The sequence below is a fragment of the Thiomicrorhabdus hydrogeniphila genome (assembly GCF_054656895.1).
The window spans coordinates 519,670-541,171 of the sequence record NZ_BAAHXL010000001.1 but is presented as its reverse complement, the minus strand read 5'-3'; the positions used below and the strand labels follow the sequence as shown (position 1 = coordinate 541,171).

Annotated in this window: 15 protein-coding genes and 1 rRNA gene; 6 read left to right on the top strand and 10 right to left on the bottom strand. The window is 39.4% G+C overall.

The window, feature by feature from the left end:
• Positions 1-52: 52 nt before the first annotated feature.
• The 3 genes from ACYQ0E_RS02230 to ACYQ0E_RS02220 all read right to left on the bottom strand — a co-directional run bounded on the left by ACYQ0E_RS02230 (position 53) and on the right by ACYQ0E_RS02220 (position 4,570).
• A 16S ribosomal RNA gene (locus ACYQ0E_RS02230) occupies positions 53-1,598 on the bottom strand.
• 769 nt (positions 1,599-2,367) lie between these two features.
• On the bottom strand, positions 2,368-3,561 hold the full coding sequence (gene tyrS, locus ACYQ0E_RS02225; RefSeq protein WP_460186630.1) for a tyrosine--tRNA ligase: 1,194 nt from the start codon (positions 3,559-3,561) through the stop codon (positions 2,368-2,370).
• Positions 3,562-3,616: 55 nt separating this feature from the next.
• Positions 3,617-4,570 (bottom strand): dihydroorotate dehydrogenase, encoded by a 954-nt coding sequence (locus tag ACYQ0E_RS02220; protein ID WP_460186629.1) that lies wholly within the window; start codon positions 4,568-4,570, stop codon positions 3,617-3,619.
• Between the two features lie 14 nt (positions 4,571-4,584).
• Between ACYQ0E_RS02220 and ACYQ0E_RS02215 the strand changes: the two genes are divergently transcribed.
• Positions 4,585-5,049 carry a tRNA (cytidine(34)-2'-O)-methyltransferase gene (locus ACYQ0E_RS02215; RefSeq protein WP_460186628.1) on the top strand — a complete coding sequence of 155 codons (465 nt, stop codon included), beginning with the start codon at positions 4,585-4,587 and terminating at the stop codon, positions 5,047-5,049.
• Positions 5,050-5,162: 113 nt separating this feature from the next.
• On the opposite strand, the gene ACYQ0E_RS02210 is transcribed toward ACYQ0E_RS02215, so the two are convergent.
• The 4 genes from ACYQ0E_RS02210 to ACYQ0E_RS02195 form a co-directional block, all read right to left on the bottom strand.
• Positions 5,163-6,170 (bottom strand): NAD(P)H-dependent glycerol-3-phosphate dehydrogenase, encoded by a 1,008-nt coding sequence (locus tag ACYQ0E_RS02210; RefSeq protein ID WP_460186627.1) that lies wholly within the window; start codon positions 6,168-6,170, stop codon positions 5,163-5,165.
• A gap of 17 nt (positions 6,171-6,187) precedes the next feature.
• Entirely contained in the window at positions 6,188-6,643 is a 456-nt protein-coding gene (secB, locus tag ACYQ0E_RS02205) for a protein-export chaperone SecB (protein WP_460186626.1), read from the bottom strand.
• A gap of 85 nt (positions 6,644-6,728) precedes the next feature.
• Positions 6,729-7,043, bottom strand: coding sequence for a glutaredoxin 3 (grxC, locus tag ACYQ0E_RS02200; RefSeq protein ID WP_460186625.1), 315 nt, complete (start codon positions 7,041-7,043; stop codon positions 6,729-6,731).
• A 5-nt stretch (positions 7,044-7,048) separates the two neighbouring features.
• Positions 7,049-7,489, bottom strand: coding sequence for a rhodanese-like domain-containing protein (locus ACYQ0E_RS02195; protein WP_460186624.1), 441 nt, complete (start codon positions 7,487-7,489; stop codon positions 7,049-7,051).
• A 100-nt stretch (positions 7,490-7,589) separates the two neighbouring features.
• On the opposite strand from ACYQ0E_RS02195, the gene gpmI reads away from it, so the two are divergent.
• The 5 genes from gpmI (at position 7,590) to ACYQ0E_RS02170 (ending at position 17,657) form a co-directional block, all read left to right on the top strand.
• The gene (gene gpmI / locus ACYQ0E_RS02190) at positions 7,590-9,167 is read left to right on the top strand and encodes a 2,3-bisphosphoglycerate-independent phosphoglycerate mutase (RefSeq protein WP_460186623.1); all 1,578 of its coding nucleotides are present in this window, start codon (positions 7,590-7,592) and stop codon (positions 9,165-9,167) included.
• Positions 9,168-9,323: 156 nt separating this feature from the next.
• Positions 9,324-10,745 (top strand): cardiolipin synthase, encoded by a 1,422-nt coding sequence (cls, locus tag ACYQ0E_RS02185; RefSeq protein WP_460186622.1) that lies wholly within the window; start codon positions 9,324-9,326, stop codon positions 10,743-10,745.
• Between the two features lie 12 nt (positions 10,746-10,757).
• Complete coding sequence (locus ACYQ0E_RS02180; RefSeq protein WP_460186621.1) at positions 10,758-11,522, top strand: endonuclease/exonuclease/phosphatase family protein; 765 nt, start codon at positions 10,758-10,760, stop codon at positions 11,520-11,522.
• Between the two features lie 222 nt (positions 11,523-11,744).
• Positions 11,745-16,235, top strand: coding sequence for a glutamate synthase large subunit (gene gltB, locus ACYQ0E_RS02175; protein WP_460186620.1), 4,491 nt, complete (start codon positions 11,745-11,747; stop codon positions 16,233-16,235).
• Positions 16,236-16,247: 12 nt separating this feature from the next.
• Entirely contained in the window at positions 16,248-17,657 is a 1,410-nt protein-coding gene (locus ACYQ0E_RS02170; protein WP_460186619.1) for an FAD-dependent oxidoreductase, read from the top strand.
• A 269-nt stretch (positions 17,658-17,926) separates the two neighbouring features.
• Here the strand turns inward: ACYQ0E_RS02170 and ACYQ0E_RS02165 are convergent, their stop codons facing one another.
• From ACYQ0E_RS02165 to ACYQ0E_RS02155, 3 genes are all read right to left on the bottom strand, one after another.
• Positions 17,927-18,895 carry an IS30 family transposase gene (locus ACYQ0E_RS02165; protein ID WP_460186618.1) on the bottom strand — a complete coding sequence of 323 codons (969 nt, stop codon included), beginning with the start codon at positions 18,893-18,895 and terminating at the stop codon, positions 17,927-17,929.
• Positions 18,896-18,935: 40 nt separating this feature from the next.
• A complete protein-coding gene (locus ACYQ0E_RS02160) occupies positions 18,936-19,715 on the bottom strand; it encodes a hypothetical protein (RefSeq protein WP_460186617.1) in 780 nt (259 codons plus the stop codon).
• Between the two features lie 209 nt (positions 19,716-19,924).
• On the bottom strand, positions 19,925-21,199 hold the full coding sequence (locus ACYQ0E_RS02155; RefSeq protein ID WP_460188687.1) for an IS4 family transposase: 1,275 nt from the start codon (positions 21,197-21,199) through the stop codon (positions 19,925-19,927).
• Between the last annotated feature and the right edge of the window lie 303 nt (positions 21,200-21,502).

The window sequence follows — 21,502 nt, the reverse complement described above, 5'->3', positions numbered from 1 at the left end:
TCAGAGACAATTTATGTGAAAACTCACTTAAGCTCGTAACCATCTTTATCTTAAAGGAGGTGATCCAGCCCCAGCTTCCGCTAGGGCTACCTTGTTACGACTTCACCCCAGTCATGAACCACAAAGTGGTAAGCGCCCTCCCGAAGGTTAAGCTACCTACTTCTTTTGCAATCCACTCCCATGGTGTGACGGGCGGTGTGTACAAGGCCCGGGAACGTATTCACCGCGACATTCTGATTCGCGATTACTAGCGATTCCGACTTCATGGAGTCGAGTTGCAGACTCCAATCCGGACTACGAAGGGTTTTTTGAGATTCGCGCACTGTTGCCAGTTGGCTGCTCTTTGTACCCCCCATTGTAGCACGTGTGTAGCCCATCCCATAAGGGCCATGATGACTTGACGTCGTCCCCGCCTTCCTCCGGTTTATCACCGGCAGTCTCATTAGAGTTCTCAACTAAATGGTAGCAACTAATGATAAGGGTTGCGCTCGTTGCGGGACTTAACCCAACATCTCACGACACGAGCTGACGACAGCCATGCAGCACCTGTATCCAAGTTCCCGAAGGCACGAAACTATCTCTAGTAACTTCTTGGTATGTCAAGGGATGGTAAGGTTCTTCGCGTTGCATCGAATTAAACCACATGCTCCACCGCTTGTGCGGGCCCCCGTCAATTCCTTTGAGTTTTAATCTTGCGACCGTACTCCCCAGGCGGTCAACTTATCGCGTTAGCTTCGTTACTAATCTTTTTAATAAGACCAACAACTAGTTGACATCGTTTACGGCGTGGACTACCGGGGTATCTAATCCCGTTCGCTACCCACGCTTTCGCACCTCAGCGTCAGTTTTAAGCCAGGAAGTCGCCTTCGCCACTGATGTTCCTCCAGATATCTACGCATTTCACTGCTACACCTGGAATTCCACTTCCCTCTCTTAAACTCTAGACTACCAGTATCAGATGCAGTTCCCAGGTTGAGCCCAGGGCTTTCACAACTGACTTAATAATCCGCCTACGCGCGCTTTACGCCCAGTAATTCCGAATAACGCTTGCACCCTCTGTATTACCGCGGCTGCTGGCACAGAGTTAGCCGGTGCTTCTTCTAAAGTTAACGTCAAACAATATAGGTATTAACTATACTATCTTCCTCACAATTGAAAGTGCTTTACAACCCTCGGGCCTTCTTCACACACGCGGTATGGCTGCATCAAGCTTTCGCTCATTGTGCAATATTCCCCACTGCTGCCTCCCGTAGGAGTCTGGGCCGTGTCTCAGTCCCAGTGTGGCTGATCATCCTCTCAAACCAGCTAGAGATCGTTGCCTTGGTAAGCCATTACCTTACCAACTAGCTAATCTCACGCGGGCTCATCCTATAGCGATACCTTCCAAGGAGAGGGCACCTTTACTCCGTAGAGCATATTCGGTATTAGCATACGTTTCCATATGTTGTCCCCAACTATAGGGTAGATTCCCACGCGTTACTCACCCGTCCGCCACTCGACGCCTAGAAAAACAAGTTTCTCTATCGTTTCCGTCCGACTTGCATGTGTTAAGCCTACCGCCAGCGTTCATTCTGAGCCAGGATCAAACTCTTCAGTTTAATCTTGCTGATATATTTTAATTCCATCTCTGGAAATAAACACTCGGAATTGACAAAGTGAACATGATAAATAAATAATAAATTATTTATTACCAAATACATAATTTGTCAAAAATCGAGATTTTTTATTTGGTTACTCACTCAAGGAGTTTCCACATAAATTATCTCTGAATTACCTGATTTTTAAAGAACTTAGGTCTCTTCGAGAAGACTAAACAAGGCGACTCAGTCGCTTGCTTTTCCTTCTCGGTAAGCCGCCCATTATAAGTTGTTTTCTAATTCGTTGTCAACAATTTATTTTAAATTATTTTCAACTCGTTTTCTTCTCAACTTAAATAACGTTGTGCTTAACACGCCGTTATTTGGCGGTGTTCTCAACCACTTCTTTCTTCCTACTTCGTAGGTCGTTTTCTGTGTCTGCGTTGGAACAGGTGCGTATTCTAGTCATTTCCACAAACAACGCAACCCTTTTATTCACTTTTTTATACTTTTTTTACGTTTTTATTAAAATATCCTTTTAACCCCACCTTACCCACTACTTATCCACAGAGTTATTCACATTTTGTTGTTTTTTGCTGGATTTTGGATTTAAGAGATTCTGTAGATGCTTATTTATATAGATTGCTTTTATCTTAAATAATGAGTCTTTTATTTATTCAATAGCACTCATTAGGCACAAATCAAAAAGGCGATGTCTGTCGACATCGCCTTTTATTGCTTTAACCCTATAAAGATTTCACTCTTTAGATAGAGTCACTATGCATTTTATCTAAGCAGTAATTGTAATTTTGGCAAACTTGCGTTTACCCACTTGATAAACCGCTGTGGTATCTATTGGCATGATTTGACGACTATCGTCTACCTTTTCACCATTAATCTTGACGGCACCTTGTTTTGTCATTCTGTGCCCATCAGAGGTTGAACCTACCAGGCCTGCTTCTTTTAATAAGTTAGCCAATGGCATTTCACCTGTAATGGTTAATTCTTCAATATCATCTGGGATGGCATTTTTTGAGAATTTGGTTTCAAAATCTTTTAATGCATTGCCTGCGGCTTCTTGAGAATGGAAGCGAGTTATTAATTCTAACGCCAGCTTAACTTTTACATTACGTGGGTTTTCACCATTAGCGATTGCTTCTTTAAGCCCTTCAATAGTTTCAATTGACTCAAAACTCAATAATTCATAATAACGCCACATCAAATCATCAGAAACCGACATAACCTTACCAAACATATCATTTGGCTCATCTTTAATACCTATATAGTTATTTAAAGACTTAGACATTTTTTGTACACCATCTAATCCTTCAAGAATAGGCATGGTTAATGTACATTGTTGCGGTTTACCGTAAATACCTTGTAAAGTACGCCCCATTAGCAGGTTAAACTTTTGATCTGTTCCGCCTAGTTCAATATCGGCATCCATGGCAACTGAATCGTAACCTTGAACTAATGGGTATAAAAACTCATGAATGGCGATTGGCGTATTAGAAGCATAACGATCCCCAAAGTCATTACGTTCTAACATTCTGGCCACAGTTTGTTTACCCGCTAACTGAATCATATCGGCGGCAGACATTTTAGACATCCACTCAGAGTTAAACATAACTTTGGTTTTAGCTGGATCAAGAATTTTGAAAACCTGTTCTTTATAAGTTTCAGCATTTTGAGCCACTTCTTCAGCGGTTAGCGGAGGACGAGTTGTACTTTTACCTGTTGGATCACCAATCATAGCGGTAAAATCACCTATAAGAAAAAGCACTTCATGACCTAAATCTTGAAATTGTTTTAACTTATTAATAAGTACAGTATGCCCTAGGTGCAAATCGGCTGCGGTTGGATCAAACCCTGCCTTTACGCGAAGCGGTTTACCACTCTCTAACTTTTCGATTAATTCTTTTTCAACCAGAATCTCTTCTGCACCACGTTTAATAACGGCTAATTGTTCTTGTACTGTTTTCATATTACTTTCTTTTTTAAATCTAAAATTCTTTTAATTTACCAGGCCTGGCAAATCTTTAAACGACACCACACAATACTGTATCGGTATTTAATTGTAACTGACCTGTCATTTGTGAAACCGAGGTATAACCATTAGCTTGCATATATTGTGCAATACCTTTATTCACTTTTTTAACCAGTAGCGGATCTTTTGCGATAGCCGTACCAATAGCAACCATTGAAGCGCCTGCTAAGAAAAATTCAATTGCATCTTCTGCACTGGCAATACCGCCTAATCCAATAATAGGGATATTATGCTGTTTGGCGACTTGATAAACCTGATGTACTTTTAACAAGGCAACAGGCTTTATAGCGGGTCCAGACAACCCACCTTGGTTATTCCCTAAGGTTGGCTTACGCGTATTGGTGTCAATTTGCATTCCCATTAATGTATTAATAGCGGACAAAGCATCGGCGCCCGCTTCAATCACTCGTCTTGCGCCTTCGGCAATATCGGTTTGATTAGGTGATAACTTAACAATTAACGGTTTAACGGTACTTTTTCTACAAGCTTCAACCACTCTTGCAGCCATATCTGGATCATTACCAAAAGCAGCGCCACCCTTTTTAACATTTGGACAAGAGATATTGACTTCAATAGCGGGTAAATCTGTATCATTAAATAAACGCACTACTTCGGCATACTCTTCAATACTTGAGCCCGATACATTAATAATAAAGCGTGACTCACTTAAATCCAACTTAGGTAATAAATCATTAATAACCGATTGAGCCCCTGGATTTTGTAGACCAATAGAATTTAATAAACCGCTTGGTGATTCCATGACTCTATCAGGCTTATTGCCTAATTTTGGCTCTAAAGTTGTGCCTTTTAAAAACACAGCACCCACATCTCTATTGGAAAAGCCAGAAACAGCCTGGTATTCTATGCCATAACCAGCGTTTCCCGATGCCATGGCTACTGGGGAATTAAAATGAATACCACAAATATCAACTGATAAATCAACCACAGAAACTTTCCTATATGTTACATATTATTCTTTATGAACCTGAAATCCCACAAAACACCGGGGCGTTAATTCGCCTAAGTGCCAATATGGGTGCTCATTTACACTTAATTCACCCAATCTCTTTTGATTTAAGTGAAAAAAAAGTAAGAAGAGCAGGTTTAGACTACGCTGAACTGGCACATGTTTACGAGCATGCAAACCTTGAAGCCTGTTTAAACAGCATTAAACCTAATCGAGTTTTTGCGTTAACCACCAAAACAACTCAATATTATACCGAGCCAAAATTCGAAAATGGGGATGCTTTTATGTTTGGCCCTGAAACTCGCGGACTGCCTGCAGATGTTATTGCAAGCCTTCCAGAAGAACAGCGCTTAACGATTCCGATGATGCCGGGCGGAAGAAGTTTAAACTTAGCCAACGCAGTATCTGTAGTCGCTTATGAGGCTTGGCGTCAGCTTGATTTTAATATGACGCTTTAAATACTTTCATTTAAAACAAGGCTTTAATTGGCTATTGCCACTAATATCAAGATTTACCAGGCCTGGTCATTATCCATTTTTACCAGGCCTGGTAAATCTTGAATATAACTAGTTTATTCAGACTTACCAGAGCGTGACATTAAAGCATAAACAGCTTGTTTAGGTGAAATGGCCTCTGTAACCAATAAATAAACCTGTTCCATTATAGGTAAATCTAAATTTAGCTTATCAGACAATTGTTTTACGGTTTTAACCGCTTTAACCCCTTCTACCACTTGACCAATTTCATTCATCACTTGTTCTGAAGACAAAACTCCACTTGCCAAACCAAAGCCAAACCGACGGTTTCGAGATAAGTCATCGGTACAAGTCAACACCAAATCACCTAAACCAGCCAACCCCATCATGGTTTCAGTTTGCCCGCCTAATGCCTGACTAAGACGCATCATTTCAACCATTCCGCGCGACACTAACGCCGCACGAGCATTTGCTCCCATACGCAAACCATCACTCACTCCAGTAGCAATAGCCATAATATTTTTATAGGCGCCGCCAACTTCTACGCCAACCATATCAGATTGCGTATACATCCTAAAGACATCATTGTGAAACAGATCAGCCCAATATTGAGCTTCTTGCTCTTGATTTGATGCACTTACCATGGCGGTTGGCAAACCTTTAGCCACTTCATTTGCAAAAGTAGGCCCAGATAACACCGCCACACTGGAGGTTTCACCCAAAACTTCAAAAGCCACTTCATGCAATAACTTCTGACTCACAGGCTCAAACCCTTTGGTTGCCCACGCAAAATGGCAATGATCATTTACCAATTTAGTTTTTACAGCAACCAACGTTTCTCTAAAAACATGACTTGGCACCACAAATAGCACCGCATCAACATCAATTAGAGCCAAATCTAAATCCCATTGGGGATTTAGATTTGAAGGCAGAGCAACACCAGGCAAATAACGTGCATTCTCGTGATTTTTGGCCAGTTCTTCAGCCTGCTCTTTGCGGTGAGTCCATAAGTTAACCGAATGCCCAACCTTAGCAAGATGTATCGCTAATGCTGTACCCCAGGCACCTGCACCCAAAACCGTAATTTTTTGACGTTTGCTCAATCTATGCTTCTTTTAATTTATTGCTCTGTTGCTTCCGCATTAGCCTGAGCCGCTTCCATGTGCTCACGATAAATCATTTCAAAACTCACTGGTTCTAGTAATAATTGCGGGAATCCACCACGTGCCACTAAATCTGAAACCGCTTCACGCGCATAAGGAAATAACGCCGTTGGGCATTGAACACCAAGCATATAACCAAGTTCAGCATCATTAAATCCAGAAAGCGTAAAAATACCCGCCTGCTCAACTTCACATAAAAACGCGGTTTTATCTTCCATCTTAGTGGTTGCAGTAACACGCAAAATAACATGAAAGATATCACCTTCAAGGTGCTTACTTTCCACATTTAAATCCATACCTAATTCTGGTTGAAACTCGGTAGCAAATAATTCTGGCGTATTTGGTGATTCGAAAGAAATATCTTTAGTGTAAATTTTTTGAATAACAAACGCTTGCTCTGGTGCTTCAGACATTTTGATTCCTATTATTTTTTATAATCTTTTATATTTATTGATGAGACCTTTATACAAACTTATTCAAAGATCTCTTTTAAGGTTTTTAGGCTTGTAGTAAAGGGTCAATTTCGCCACGTTTATCTGCAGCTGAAAGATCATCAAACCCACCTATATGATGTTCACCAATAAAAACTTGTGGCACGGTATTTCGACCTGTTTTCGCTTCTAAATCGGCCCATTTTTGAGCATCATTACCAATATCAATTGATTGGTACTCAACGCCTTTTGCGTCAAATAAACGTTTTGCCATATTACAGAATGGGCAAGTCGCGGTGCAGTAAATAACAACTTTAGACATTTTATTTTCCTTTGCGGGTAAATCGACCACACTCTCAGCTTGAGCGGCTGTCGATTTCACCTGCTTCACTTTTTTTTGTTTTTTTTTGACTTTTCACGCCCAACAGGTAAACCTGCGGCTTTCCATGCATTAATTCCACCAGATAAATTATTAACATTGGTGTAACCATTTTTAGCCATTGTTGATGCAACTCTTGCAGAACGCGCACCACTTAAACAATAAACCAACACAGGCGCATCTTTATCTTTTGGGAGTTTTCCCATATTTGAAGCGACTTCTGTAGAAGAAATATTGACAGCATTACCAATATAACCATCTTTATATTCACTGGCCGAACGTACATCTAAAACAAAAGCATCATCATTATAAAGTCGAGTTGCTGCGTCAGTATTGACTGACTTGTAACCGGCTATCTTATCGCCAACATAGCTATAAACAAGCATGGCTACAACCACAACAACAGCAACAAATAATGGCCACTGCTCTTGAAAGAATTCATTAAACATTTATATTCCTTTAGTAAGCTAATTTTTAAACCTAATGATTTTAACAGCGAAAGTCGATACAATAAACCGAATTGACTAATTATTTATATGGTAGAAAAAAATGTCTCAGGATTTAAAACCAAAGATCAAAATCAAATATCGTCCAACTGGCCTACTCATTCTTGATGGTTGGGGTTACAGAGAAGAACGTGAATACAATGCAATTGCTCAAGCCAACACGCCTGTTTGGGACAAGCTGGTTGCTAACAACCCTAATACATTAATCAGCACATCTGGTTTAGATGTTGGTTTACCGCACGGTCAAATGGGTAACTCAGAAGTGGGTCACATGAACCTAGGCGCTGGCCGCGTGGTTTATCAAGAACTCACTCGCATTCAAAAAGACATTGACGATGGTCGCTTCTTTAATAACAACGCGTTATTAAGCGCGGTTGACAAGGCCACCGAACGTGATCGCTCTGTTCACATTTTAGGCCTACTTTCTGATGGTGGTGTTCACTCACATATTAGCCATATTAAAGCCGCATTATCTTTAGCGGTTGATCGTGGTGCAAAAACCTTTTTACATATATTTACCGATGGTCGCGACACCTCTCCACAAAGTGCTTTAGAGTATATTGCTGACGTTGAAGCACACATTAAAGAAATTGGTGGAAACTGTACAATTGCCTCTGTAATTGGTCGTTTTTACGCCCTAGACCGCGATAACCGCTGGGAACGAATTCAAGAAGCGTACAACTTAATTTGTTGTGGTGAAGGCAAGTATAAAGCCGGCAGCGCTAAAGAAGCAGTAGAAATGGCTTATGAACGTGGCGAAACAGATGAATTTGTTGAAGCAACCGCAATTTTAAACAAAAAAGACAAAGCCACTAAAATCAAAGATGGTGACTCTATTATCTTTATGAACTACCGTTCAGATCGTGCGCGCCAAATTACAAGTGCATTTATTATGCCTGACTTTGGTGATTTTCACCGTTGTAAAGCCCCTGTTTTATCTGCCTTTGTCACGCTGACTGAATACAATAAAAACTTTGAAAACTTTGGTGCTACGGTGGCGTTCCGCCCAACTAAGTTAAAAAATACCTTTGGTGAAGTTATTGCCAAAAACAAATTACGCCAGCTACGTATTGCTGAAACAGAAAAATATGCACACGTTACCTTTTTCTTAAACGGTGGTGTAGAAGCGCCTTACTTAGGTGAAGACCGAATCTTAGTGCCATCACCGCAAGTTCGTACCTATGACTTACAACCTGAAATGAGTGTAGGTGAGCTAACTGAGAAACTTGTTGAAGCGGTTGAATCTAGTAAATATGACACCTTTATTTGCAACATTGCAAACCCAGATATGGTTGGACATACAGGTAACTTTGAAGCCTGTGTTAAAGCCGTTGAAGCAGTTGATGAAGCCTTAGGTAAAATATTAGACGCTATTGAAAAAGCTGGTGGTCAAATTATCGTAACGGCAGACCACGGCAATATGGAGATGTTAGTTGACCCTGAAACAGGCAAGCCATTAACATCCCACACCACGTGCCCTGTACCATTAGTTTACTTTGGTCCACAAAAACTTGAGTTAAGAACAGGTGGAGCATTACCAGATGTTATGCCTACGCTTCTTGATTTAATGGAAATCAAACAGCCAGAAGAGATGACCGGTATTTCGCTTCGTAAGAAGTAATTCCCAATCTATTTTTGCAATATAACCAGGCCTGGTAAATTCTAAATTTACCAGGCCTGGTGCTTTCTGCTTTTTAAATTTCTTATTGGTCTTTTATAGACTATTTGTATTATTCATCTTATTCTAACGGCATCAACTTTTCCATTGGAGTTCTGAATGACGATACTAAGTGACTTAGATCACCTATCTGTTTGGCTATTCTTGTTATATACCTTTCTGGTAATCAGCTCCATACTGCATATTCTTTACCAAAGACGTTCACCGCAAAATTTAATGGCCTGGTTATTAACCATTTTATTACTGCCTGTTTTTGGGCTTATTCTTTATGCCGTACTAGGTTCACGTAAATTTTTTAGCAAACACAAAAAACCCATTATTAAACTCCCCGACATTGAGAATGACACACCTCATGGGCTTCTGGGTAAAAGCATTAATAACATCCTTACAGCTAACAACCTACCTGGAGCAACTCAAAATAACAGCATTCAAACATTTATTACTTCAAATGCGGCATTTGACGCTTTTATGGATGAAATTGAATCGGCTAAAACGAGTATTTACATACAAACTTATATTTTTGAACTCGATGATACGGGACAAGCTATTTTTAACGCTCTGATTAAAAAAGCAAAAGATGGCTTAGACATTTGTTTATTAATCGATGCTATTGGTTCCTTTGCTTTATATCGGAATCAAAAAAAGCTGCTTCCTTTTATAAATGCAGGCGGAAAAGTTGCTTTTTTTCAACCGCTATTCAAATCGGCGATAAATAGTCAAATCAACTTAAGAAACCATCGCAAAATTTATCTGTTTGACAGTCATACATTACTTACTGGTGGTATGAATATTTCAAGCGATTATCTAGCACCAGAAACTTCTATAAAACCCAATAAACAATGGAAAGACTTACTGTTAAAAATAACAGGCCCGTCAACATTACTGTATCAAAACATTTTTAATGCCGACTGGGCGTACTCAACCAACACAGAAGTTAAACCTAGTATTTCAGTAGACAGAAAACCCGCTAATGTCTTAAATAAAAACGAAATCATTCAAGTCATTCCTGCAGGCCCAGACATTGAAAAAGATGTACTTTTTGAAGCCATTTTACAAAGTATTTACTCGGCAAAACATCGCATAGACATTGTTAGCCCGTACTTTATTCCTGATAACTCACTCATGAATGCCATTTTAGTCGCCATAAAAAGAGGGGTAAACGTCAACTTAATTACCCCAAACCAATCTGACCATATTGTTTTTGATTTAGGTCGCAGCTCTTATATGAGAGAGCTCTACGAAAATGGTGGTAAAATTTATTTAGATCAGTCTGTTATGTTGCACGCTAAATTAATGATGATTGATGATAATTGCGTTGTTATTGGTTCAGCTAATTTAGATTACCGATCCATGTTTATTAACCATGAAATTGTTAATTTTATCTATTCAGCACCCCTAATTAGTGAAATGAAAAACTGGATTAATGAGTTAGTCAGTCAAGCTAAACCTTACAAATCTAGCCCCAAAAAACATCACCGTTTATTAGAAAACTTAACGCGTATTTTTGCCCCTATTTTATAAAAAACACTCATTATGCTAAAACCTAAATACACACCAATCTCTCAGTTTCACACAAGCCAAAATACAACCGATGTATTGCCAAAGTGCTTTACCGTTTTAGCCTGGAACCTTCATAAAATAGATTTTATTCACTTTACACATCGCAGTATTAATGAGTTACTCAAACAACCCATTCTTAACCATGAACCGCATATTTTGTCACTACAAGAAGCCAACACCCTGCCCTACCAAACTTCTTTTTTTAATCAATCTTTTGTTATGGCGCCTAATATACAAACCAAAGAAAATCACTATGGCGTACTAACCGCCTCAAGCACCATAATAAAACCGCTGCAACAATGTTTAACGCATAGTCGAGAATTTGGCTGGGCAACCCATAAAACTGCTCTAATTACTCAACACAAACTCAACAATCAAGAGGTTCTTACGCACATTAACATTCACTCTGTTATTTTTGTTTCACACAGTGTATTTCAGCGTGAACTCTCTAAATTGTTACACTACTTAGAACACATAACAGGCCCGGTGATTATTAGTGGCGATTTTAATACTTGGAATAAAAAAAGAACCAAAACACTCACACAAGCCACTCACAAACTTGGCTTAGAAAAAGTCTCCTATACTGACCCACGTGTCATTAAATCCATTTTAAAACAGCCGCTTGACCACATATTTTTTAGAGGTTTGACTCTTCAATCCTCAATGGTTTTAGACATAACACACATCTCAGACCACAACCCCATACTGGCAACCTTTTGCACCAATTCAAAGCCTTAGCAAATAATCAAACACAAAATGTACCATACAACACAATAAACCAACGTAAACGGGCTAAAACAATGGTAAAATTTGATTCTAATTGCCTTAATAAAGTATAATTCCGCTCTTATTTTTACTACTTGAACGCGCTGAAACGAGACAAATCCCTTGCATATCAACAGGTTAACTAAATTTAACCAAGATTTGTTTGTGCAAAATTTGATAGACAGGAAACCGAATATGAACCCAATACAATCCTCAAATGGTCTTAACATCACTGGCCTATACTCTCCCGAGTTTGAAAAGGAGAACTGCGGTTTTGGTTTGATTGCCAATATGGACGACAAACCAAGCCATTGGCTTGTTAAAACGTCTATTGAATCACTCGCCAACATGACCCACCGTGGTGGTGTTGCCGCTGACTGTTGTACAGGGGATGGTTGTGGTTTATTGATTAAAAAACCAACTGCCTTTTTAGCGTCTATTGCCAAAGAGCACGGTTTTGAATTAGCCGACACTTACGCTGCGGGTATGGTTTTTTTAAACCAAGATACTGATAAAGCACAAACAGCGCGTTCGTTTTTAGAAAAAACCTTAACAAACAAGGGCCTAACAGTAGCAGGCTGGCGTAAAGTCCCTGTACGTTCAGAAGTGCTTGGTGCACAAGCGGCTGGTATGGAACCCGTTATTGAACAAATCTTTGTTAATGCTCCTGCTGATATGGACGAAGCTCAGTTCAACCGTTTACTATTTACAGCGCGTCGTAAAACAGAAATGGCTATTGAACCAAATGACAACACATTTTACGTTGCTTCATTAAATTCACAGTTATTAGCCTATAAAGGCTTGGTCATGCCTAAAGAACTTCCAGAGTTCTATCTTGACCTTAAAAATGATGCTTTTGCATCATCATCAATCTCTTACCATCAGCGTTTTTCTACGAATACAACACCACAATGGCGCTTAGCGCAGCCGTTTCGCTTTTTAGCACATAATGGTGAATTAAATACCATTCGTGGTAACCGTAACTGGGCACTGGCTCGTCAGAAAAAGTTTGCAACGCCTTTACTACCAGATTTAGGTGAACTTAAGCCTTTAGTAGCTCAATCAGGTTCTGACTCAAACTCTTTAGATAATATGATGGAAATTTTAATGATGGGCGATATGCACATCTTCCAAGCATTACGTCTATTAGTACCACCTGCTTGGCAAAATATTCCATCTATGGATGCCGACAAAAAGGCTTTCTTAGAGTACAACTCTATGCATATGGAACCTTGGGATGGACCAGCAGGTATGGTTCTTAACACAGGTAAATACGCTATTTGTGGTGTTGACCGTAACGGCTTGCGCCCTACTCGTTATGTGATTACCAAAGATCGCCATATTACATTTGCTTCTGAAATCGGGGTTTATAACTATGCGCCAGAAGATGTAGTAGAAAAAGGTCGTCTAAAACCTGGCCAAGTGATTGCTGTTGATTTAGAAAACGGTACTTTAATTAAACCTGAAGACATTGATAATCAGCTAAAAAATGCGAAACCTTATCGTAAATGGATGGACGAAGGTTACATGCATATCGAAGAAAAACTTAAGCAAGAAGAAAAAACGCTAGGTTGGGATAGTAAAACGGCTGATATTTATCAAAAATACTTCCAAGTTACCTTTGAAGAACGTGATGCTGTTATTCGTATATTAGCTGAAGACGGTCAAGAAGCAACGGTATCTATGGGTGATGATGCACCTTTACCTGTGTTTTCGCATAAAGCACGATCAATTTTTGACTACTTCCGTCAAATGTTTGCTCAAGTAACAAACCCACCAATTGACCCATTACGTGAAAACATCGTTATGTCTTTAAATACCTGTTTTGGTAAAGAGCTAAACATGTTTACTGAAGGGCCAGATCACGCAAAACGTTTAGAAGTTCAGTCTCCAGTTTTAAGTCCATCAATGATGGAACAACTGCTATCAATTAAAGTAGACGGTTACGCAAACTGCAAAATATCACTGCATTATAACCATGAAGAAATGGGCTTAGAAGCAGCTATTAAAGCGGTTTGTGCACAAGCAGAAGCGGAAGTAAAAGCCGGTAAAACCATTCTAATTTTAAGCGATTTAGACATTAAAAATGGTCATACAACCATTCCTGCAGCCATGGCAACAGGTGCGGTACACCATTACTTAATTGATAAAGAACTTCGTACAGAAGCAAATATTGTCGTTGAAACGGCAACCACTCGTGACCCACACCACTTTGCGGTGTTATTTGGTTACGGTGCAACTGCGGTATTCCCATATATGGCTTACGAAAGTATTCAAGACATGCTTCGTACCAATGAACTTAGTAAAGATATTTCTGTCACTAAATACATTGGCAATTACCGTAAAGCCATTAATAAAGGGTTATTTAAAATCCTTTCTAAAATGGGTATTTCAACCATTACCTCTTACCGTGGTTCACAATTATTTGAAGCCGTTGGTTTAAGTTCAGAGATAGTTGACCTTTGTTTCAAAGGCACACCATCACGTATTCAAGGTACAAAATACGAACACATTGAACTAGACCAACGCCGCCTAGCCTGGGAAGCATTTAACCCACGCAAGCCTTTACAGCAAGGTGGTTTATTTAAGTATGTTCACGGTGGTGAATACCACGCCTTTAATCCAGAAGTGGTTAACAGTATTCGTGAAGCGGTGCAAAAAGACGATCAAGCCAAATATAACCAATTCCGTGAATTGGTAAACAACCGTCCAGCAATGACGATTCGTGATTTATTTACCTTTAAAGAGGGAATTAAACCGATAAACTTAGATGAAGTTGAGCCAATTGAATCAATCTTTAAACGTTTTGATTCTGCAGGTATTTCATTAGGTGCACTGTCACCAGAAGCACACGAATCACTTGCTACAGCAATGAACCGTTTAGGCGCACGCTCAAACTCAGGTGAAGGTGCTGAAGACCCAGCGCGTTACGGCACAGAAAGAATGTCTAAAATTAAGCAAATTGCCTCTGGACGTTTTGGCGTAACCGCACATTACCTACGCAATGCTGAAGTACTACAAATTAAAGTTGCACAAGGTGCTAAACCTGGTGAAGGTGGACAGCTTCCTGGTCACAAAGTAGATGTAACCATTGCTAAATTACGTCACTCTGTACCAGGAGTTACCTTAATTTCACCTCCACCGCATCACGATATTTACTCAATCGAAGATTTAGCCCAGCTAATCTACGATTTAAAACAAATTAACCCTAATGCATTAGTATCGGTAAAACTGGTTGCAGAACCAGGCGTAGGAACTATTGCCGCAGGTGTGGCTAAAGCATACGCTGACCTTATCACTATCTCAGGATATGACGGTGGTACAGGTGCCTCACCAATGACATCGGTTAAATATGCAGGTAACCCATTTGAAATGGGTCTAGCAGAAACACACCAAGTATTACGTGCTAATGACTTGCGTGGCCAAGTTATCGTACAGGCAGATGGTGGTCTAAAAACAGGGCTAGACGTTGTTAAAGCTGCTATTTTAGGTGCCGAGTCATTTGGTTTTGGTACCGTACCAATGATCGCGCTAGGTTGTAAATACCTACGTATTTGTCACTTAAATACTTGTGCAGTAGGCGTTGCAACACAAGATAAGCGTCTACGTAAAGAACACTTTATTGGGATGCCTGAAATGGTCATGAACTACTTCAAGTTTGTTGCCGAAGAAACCCGTGAGTGGATGGCTAAACTAGGTGTATCGAGTTTAGAACAACTTGTTGGCCGTGTTGATCTATTAAAAATGATCGATAACCCATTAACTGAAAAACAGAAAAATATCGATTTATCTGCCTTTATTACTGATGCAGGTATTCCGGCTGATAAACCACATACTGTTCAAGTTAAACGCAATAATCCTTGGGATCACGGTGATATCGCAGAACATATGGTAAGAGAAACCTTACCAACTATCGAAGCGAAAACAGGGGGTACTTTTGAATTTAACCTTGTAAACACAGGCCGTTCAATTGGTGCTCGTGTTGCTGGTGAAATTGCAGAACGTTATGGCAATACCGGAATGAAAGATGCGCCAATCACCCTAAAACTTACAGGTATTGCGGGGCAGTCTTTTGGTGTATTTAACGTTGATGGCTTAAACCTACACCTAGATGGTGATGCTAACGATTACGTTGGTAAAGGTATGGCTGGTGGTGAGATTGTTATTCGCCCACCTGCTGGCAGTACATTTAACCCTAAAAACACGCCAATTGTTGGTAACACCTGTTTATACGGTGCAACAGGCGGTAAATTATTTGCTAACGGAACTGGTGGTGAACGCTTTGGTGTTCGTAACTCTGGTGCCACGGCCGTAGTTGAAGGCTTAGGCGATCACGGTTGTGAATACATGACGGGTGGTACCGTTGTAAGTTTAGGTGAAGTAGGCGTGAACTTTGGTGCCGGTATGTCAGGTGGTATGGCCTTTATTCTTGATGAAACTACATCACTACCTGATTGTCTGAATACAGAAATGGTTGAAGCCATTCGTATTGACACTGAATGCACCGAAGCATACCGTGTTTATTTAAAAGAGTTAATAACAGAATACGTTGCTAAAACCAACAGTGCCTGGGGTCAAGAAGTGCTTAACAACTTCAGCGCCTTTATTGGCCAATTCTGGTTAGTTAAATCGCGTGCTATTGACGTAGATAAACTCTTCGACCTATTTGTTAAAGCTGCTGACTAAGGAAGACTGAAAATGCCAAATGTTAGACAATTTTTAGAATTAAACCGCCAGCTTCCTGAAAAGAAAGCGGCGAATACCCGAAACAAAGAATTTACGGAAATCTATTCTGCATTCAAATTAGAAGATGCTATTGCGCAAGCAGATCGTTGTTTGCACTGCGGTAACCCATACTGCGAATGGGCTTGTCCAGTTCACAACTACATTCCAAACTGGTTAAAGTTAGTGGCGGAAGGCAACATTATGGAAGCCGTTGAGATTTCCCACAAATCTAACTCACTTCCAGAAATGTGTGGTCGTATTTGCCCGCAAGACAGGCTGTGTGAACAAGCTTGTACCTTAGAAGACACCAATTTTGGTGCCGTAACTATTGGACAAATTGAAAAATTCATCACCGATACCGCCTTTGCAGCCGGTTGGACTCCTGATATTTCTGACGTAGTCATGACCGATAAAAAAGTCGCTATCGTAGGTGCTGGTCCAGCAGGTATTGCTGCGGCTGATATTTTAATTCGCAACGGTGTTAAACCCGTTGTATTTGAAAAACAACCAGAAATTGGTGGCCTACTTACTTTTGGTATTCCACAATTCAAACTAGACAAAGACATTGTAAAACGTCGTCGTGAAATCTTAGAAGGCATGGGGATCGAATTCCGCTGTAATACTGAGATTGGTAAAGATATCTCTTTCCAATCATTAGTAGATGATTACGATGCCGTTTTCCTAGGAATGGGAACTTACAAGCCAATGGCAGGTCGCTTCCCGGGTGAAGATCTTCCAGGTGTTTACAAAGCATTAGACTTCCTAATCGGTAATGTTAAACACGAACTTGGCATGGAACAAACACCAGAACCATTCGTAAGCATGGCAGGTAAAAAGGTGGTTGTACTTGGTGGTGGTGATACCACAATGGACTGTACACGTACCTCAATTCGTCAAGGTGCTGATGATGTTTACTGTGTCTATCGTCGTGACGAAGCCAACATGCCTGGTTCACGTGCCGAAGTACAAAATGCTAAAGAAGAAGGTGTTCAATTCAAATTTAACCTTGCGCCAGTAGAAGTTGTTGGTGATGGTAAAGTAGAAGGTCTTAAAGTCATTCAAACTCGTATGGGTGAGCCAGATGAAAATGGTCGTCGTCGTGCAGAGATGGTTGAAGGTTCTGAAACTATTATTCCATGTGATGCGGTTATCGTCGCATTCGGTTTCCAACCAAATCCACCTGCTTGGTTTAAGGATTATGGAATCGAAATCAATAACTGGAATGGTGTTGTAGCATCTAACAAGTCTTTATACCCTTTCCAAACCACCAACCCAAAAATCTTTGCGGGTGGTGATATGGTTCGTGGTTCAAGCTTAGTAGTAGAAGCCATTGCCGAAGGTCGTTCAGCCGCAGAAGGGATTTTGGACTACTTAGAAGTTTAAGTTTTTTTCAAACTCACCAGGCCTGGTAACTTTATTCAGGCTCAAATAAAAAGCCCGCAAGGATTTCCTTAGCGGTTTTTTTAAGTTTTGACTCTAAACTTTTGCAAATTGTGTAGCTTTCCATTTTTTTTAATCAATCCCAACCTTACATTATCATGTTCAATAAGCATGGAATACCTTTCTTTTATTTCATCATTATCTTTTAAAAAAACTTCAAGTCCAGAAGAGTCTCTATTGCGCGGATTCAAGTAATAACCGCAATTTCTAAATTATGCTGCAAGTAAATCTACCTGCAGCCCCATAAATAATTCATTGGGTGTTTTACCACCTCGTGTTTTTCGAGGACGATTATTTAATCTGTCCATCACAAATTGAACTTGCTCTTGAGTGATGCTCCTTAGGTCAGTGCCTTTAGGAAAATACTGCCGTATCAATCCATTCGTATTTTCGTTTATGCCTCTTTCCCATGAGGCATAAGGGTGGGCAAAAAACACTTGTGCGTCCAATGCCTCTGCCATGGCCTTATGTTCTGCAAACTCTTTGCCATTATCATACGTTATCGTATGCACACGCTCTTTGAGTGGTTCTAATACAGCAATAACGGCTTCTTTGAGTTTGTCTGCGAACTTACCCTGTAATGGCACAATAATGGTGTAAAGCGTCTTTCGCTCCACGAGGGTTAATAGTGCACCTTTATGACCTTTGCCAATGATCGTATCGCCTTCCCAGTCTCCAATTCGAATCTTTTCATCGACGACTTTAGGTCGTTCATCAATCGAGACTCGGTTAACAATTTGACCTCGACAATCATAACCTCCATAACGCTTACGATAGGGTTTATTGGCTATACGCAGGTGCTTGTAGAGCTGTCCACCTTCCGCCTTATCCTCATAAATGAACTGGTAGATAGTTTCATGATGAAGCGAAATGTTGAGCTGTTTTTTAATGTAGTCTGCCGCCTGTTCTGGACTTAAGTCTTGTTTAATGAGACTTCGTATCGCTTCTTGTACCTTTGGAATCAATTTGATTCGTTTTTTTGCGGTTTTACGTCGCTTCACACTCAAGGAATGAGCTTGTTTAGGGCGATAACCACGCTTACCACGATTATTCTTTAATTCTCGACTGATGGTAGAAGGATGACATCCAATATTTTCGGCAATCGCTTTTTGTGACAATCTCTCTTTCAATAATGCGTAAATCTGGTATCTTTGACACTCAGTCAGTTGGCTATAACTCATTTTGCAATTCTCTTGGTCGGGAAAAGCCTGTGAGTTTAGCTCAACTGGCTCTTCCTATTTCCAAATTGCAGTTATTATCCGAATCCGCGTTGTTTAAAGACTTAAACTTATTGATATATTTTTCAATTGTCTCTCTTGCACATGCAATTTCATCAACCATTAATTCTCTAGTTTGAATGTGGACGTCACTTAAACAAGTTATATATATTCGCATAGACTTTAATAAATCAATGCTTTCAGGCAACTCATTTAAAACTCTTTTATTAAAACGATTGTCTTTTAAAAGTTCTTTTTTTCTTGCGTAAAAAGAACTGTGATACTCGGTAATAGAAGCTTCTTCATTATCAATATGTTTAATCCCATTACTCCATGAATGGATTGGTAAATTATGATGCTGCACAGTATTCCTCAAGGCCTCGATAAATCTATATTCAATATTACTGTCATATTGAGCAGACAAAAACTCACGAATATCAGCAGAAACATCACGTCTACCCACGCACTTTTTAGCATCAGAAGCAATGCTATCTATGTATAGCCTTGCCATAGTTAGTACCGCCAAAAACCTCCTATTTATTATTGCTCTTCGTTGGTAAAACATAAAAAAACTACAATCCCAACTTACAATATTTTCTAGTGTTAATCCAAATATATCTTTTTCCAAATCGACGTAATTAGAAATTAATAGGTCATATTTTTCTTCAAATTTAAAAGCACTATCTAAAACAGATTTAGAGCTCTTTAATAAATTAAACTCTTCAGAGGTTAAATTTATTTTTTCATGTGTTCCATAACAATCAATATCAAGATAGTATTCCAAAAGTATCAACCTTATTTAGCATAAACATTAGACGATTCATTAAAATTCTAATGTAATATTATCCCGATGTAATAATAAATTTAATCATTTTGTTAAATTAAAGGGGTCAAAGTGAAGTTCCCCCAATAAACTGGACGCTTAGACTTTATCATAAAAAGAAAAACAGGGACGCTACCCAATGCCATTAAGTTAAGCTGTAAGTCGTTGTTTTATAGGCATGATTTATACTCAATTGGCAGTTCTAATTTCTCTTTACTTCTCAAAGTCCTATTGAATTTTCGACCTTTTCTAATGGCCGTTACTGATAATGCTATCTTATTAATTAGCCTTCGAAGTTCTTTATCTAATTTACGAGTTGGTCCGTGAGCCAAAAAAATAAACCTGACTAGTGAGTGTTTCATTTTAGAAACCGTCTGTGCAAAATTAACTCGATATTTGAGTTTGCGTTTTTTATCTTTTCGGTTCACTTTTTTCTGTGCTACCCAGCTGTGTATTTCTGTTAGATTAGCTGCTAAGATTTTGGCAAAAAAATCCTGTCTGATTGACAACGCAGTCTTGCCTGAAAAGTTGGTAATTTCTAGCCATTGTTTTAATCGCTTATAGTTTTCTTCAATGCCCCAACGTAAAAAATAAAGATGTTTAAAGCAACTCGTTGGATAATGTCTTTCATCCATTAAATTGGTGATTAATACCTCAACCTCTGAGTCTAGGTCTACCCGAATTAAACGCAGTGTAATAGGGGCAGCATCCAATTCATTTTGTTGACATTGATTGGCAGAGTATTTTGAGGGCTTAAGCGTGACCACTTGTTGTTTAGCACCGCTCTTTACAAAAGCTTGAGCGATCTTGAGTTGGTTTACCTTTACTCTTGCACAAAACTTTCTATTGCATTGTTGATGATAAGCATAAATAGGGAAGCCACCATAGCCTCGGTCATATAACACTAAATCTTTGTTGGTTGAGTAATGAAGGTGTTCAATTGCGCAAGTTCTCTCTGATGTATGAATCGATTCAATGGTTGAATCGATCACTACGCGGTTTAAAACATCATAAAATACAGAACAAAGTGCCATAGGGCAGCCCTCGGTTGAATTCTGTCCTTTATGTACGCCAAAATTATCGACTATATTTTTTGATTTGGGTAGTCGCATCATAGAGCCATCAATGGCTGCTAATCGAAACCCTTTCCAATGCTTTAAACGTTTAGATTCAGCATAAACATGATTGACCAAGTGGTTGTTTAACGTTTTGAAGGTCAATGAGCATAACTGACTTCTTGCCTGAGTTAAAGCAGACTGCGAAGGTAATCGGCGAGAAGAACTAGACTGAACATGTTCAAAGAACTGATTGAGTTCTGTTTGCCCTGTTTGTTTTCTAAAATTGAGTAGAAAAAGAACTAAACTGGAAAAATCTAAGCTGCGATTTCGAGTGAAAGCAGTTTTGGATAGACGGTGTTGTTTTATGAAAGAAGGTCTAGATAAAATATTATTAATAAGGGTATAAGTGTTTTTAAATGAAGTTTAAAGATGACATTTGTTAATTCCTTTTCTATAACCAAAATGTAAGCTTTATCTTAACATAATCAATGCGTTACAGCTTAACTTAATGGCATTGGGACGCTACCCTTTTATTTCGGATATTCAGTTAAAACATCTTTTTGATTTTATTGCTTTGCCTTAAAGCCATACTAATGGTTTACCTTATTCTCGGCTCTACGCTACAACTGGAAACAAGGTAAGCCAACAAAGTCATTTCTATAAGATACACATACATTAGAAATCAATGAT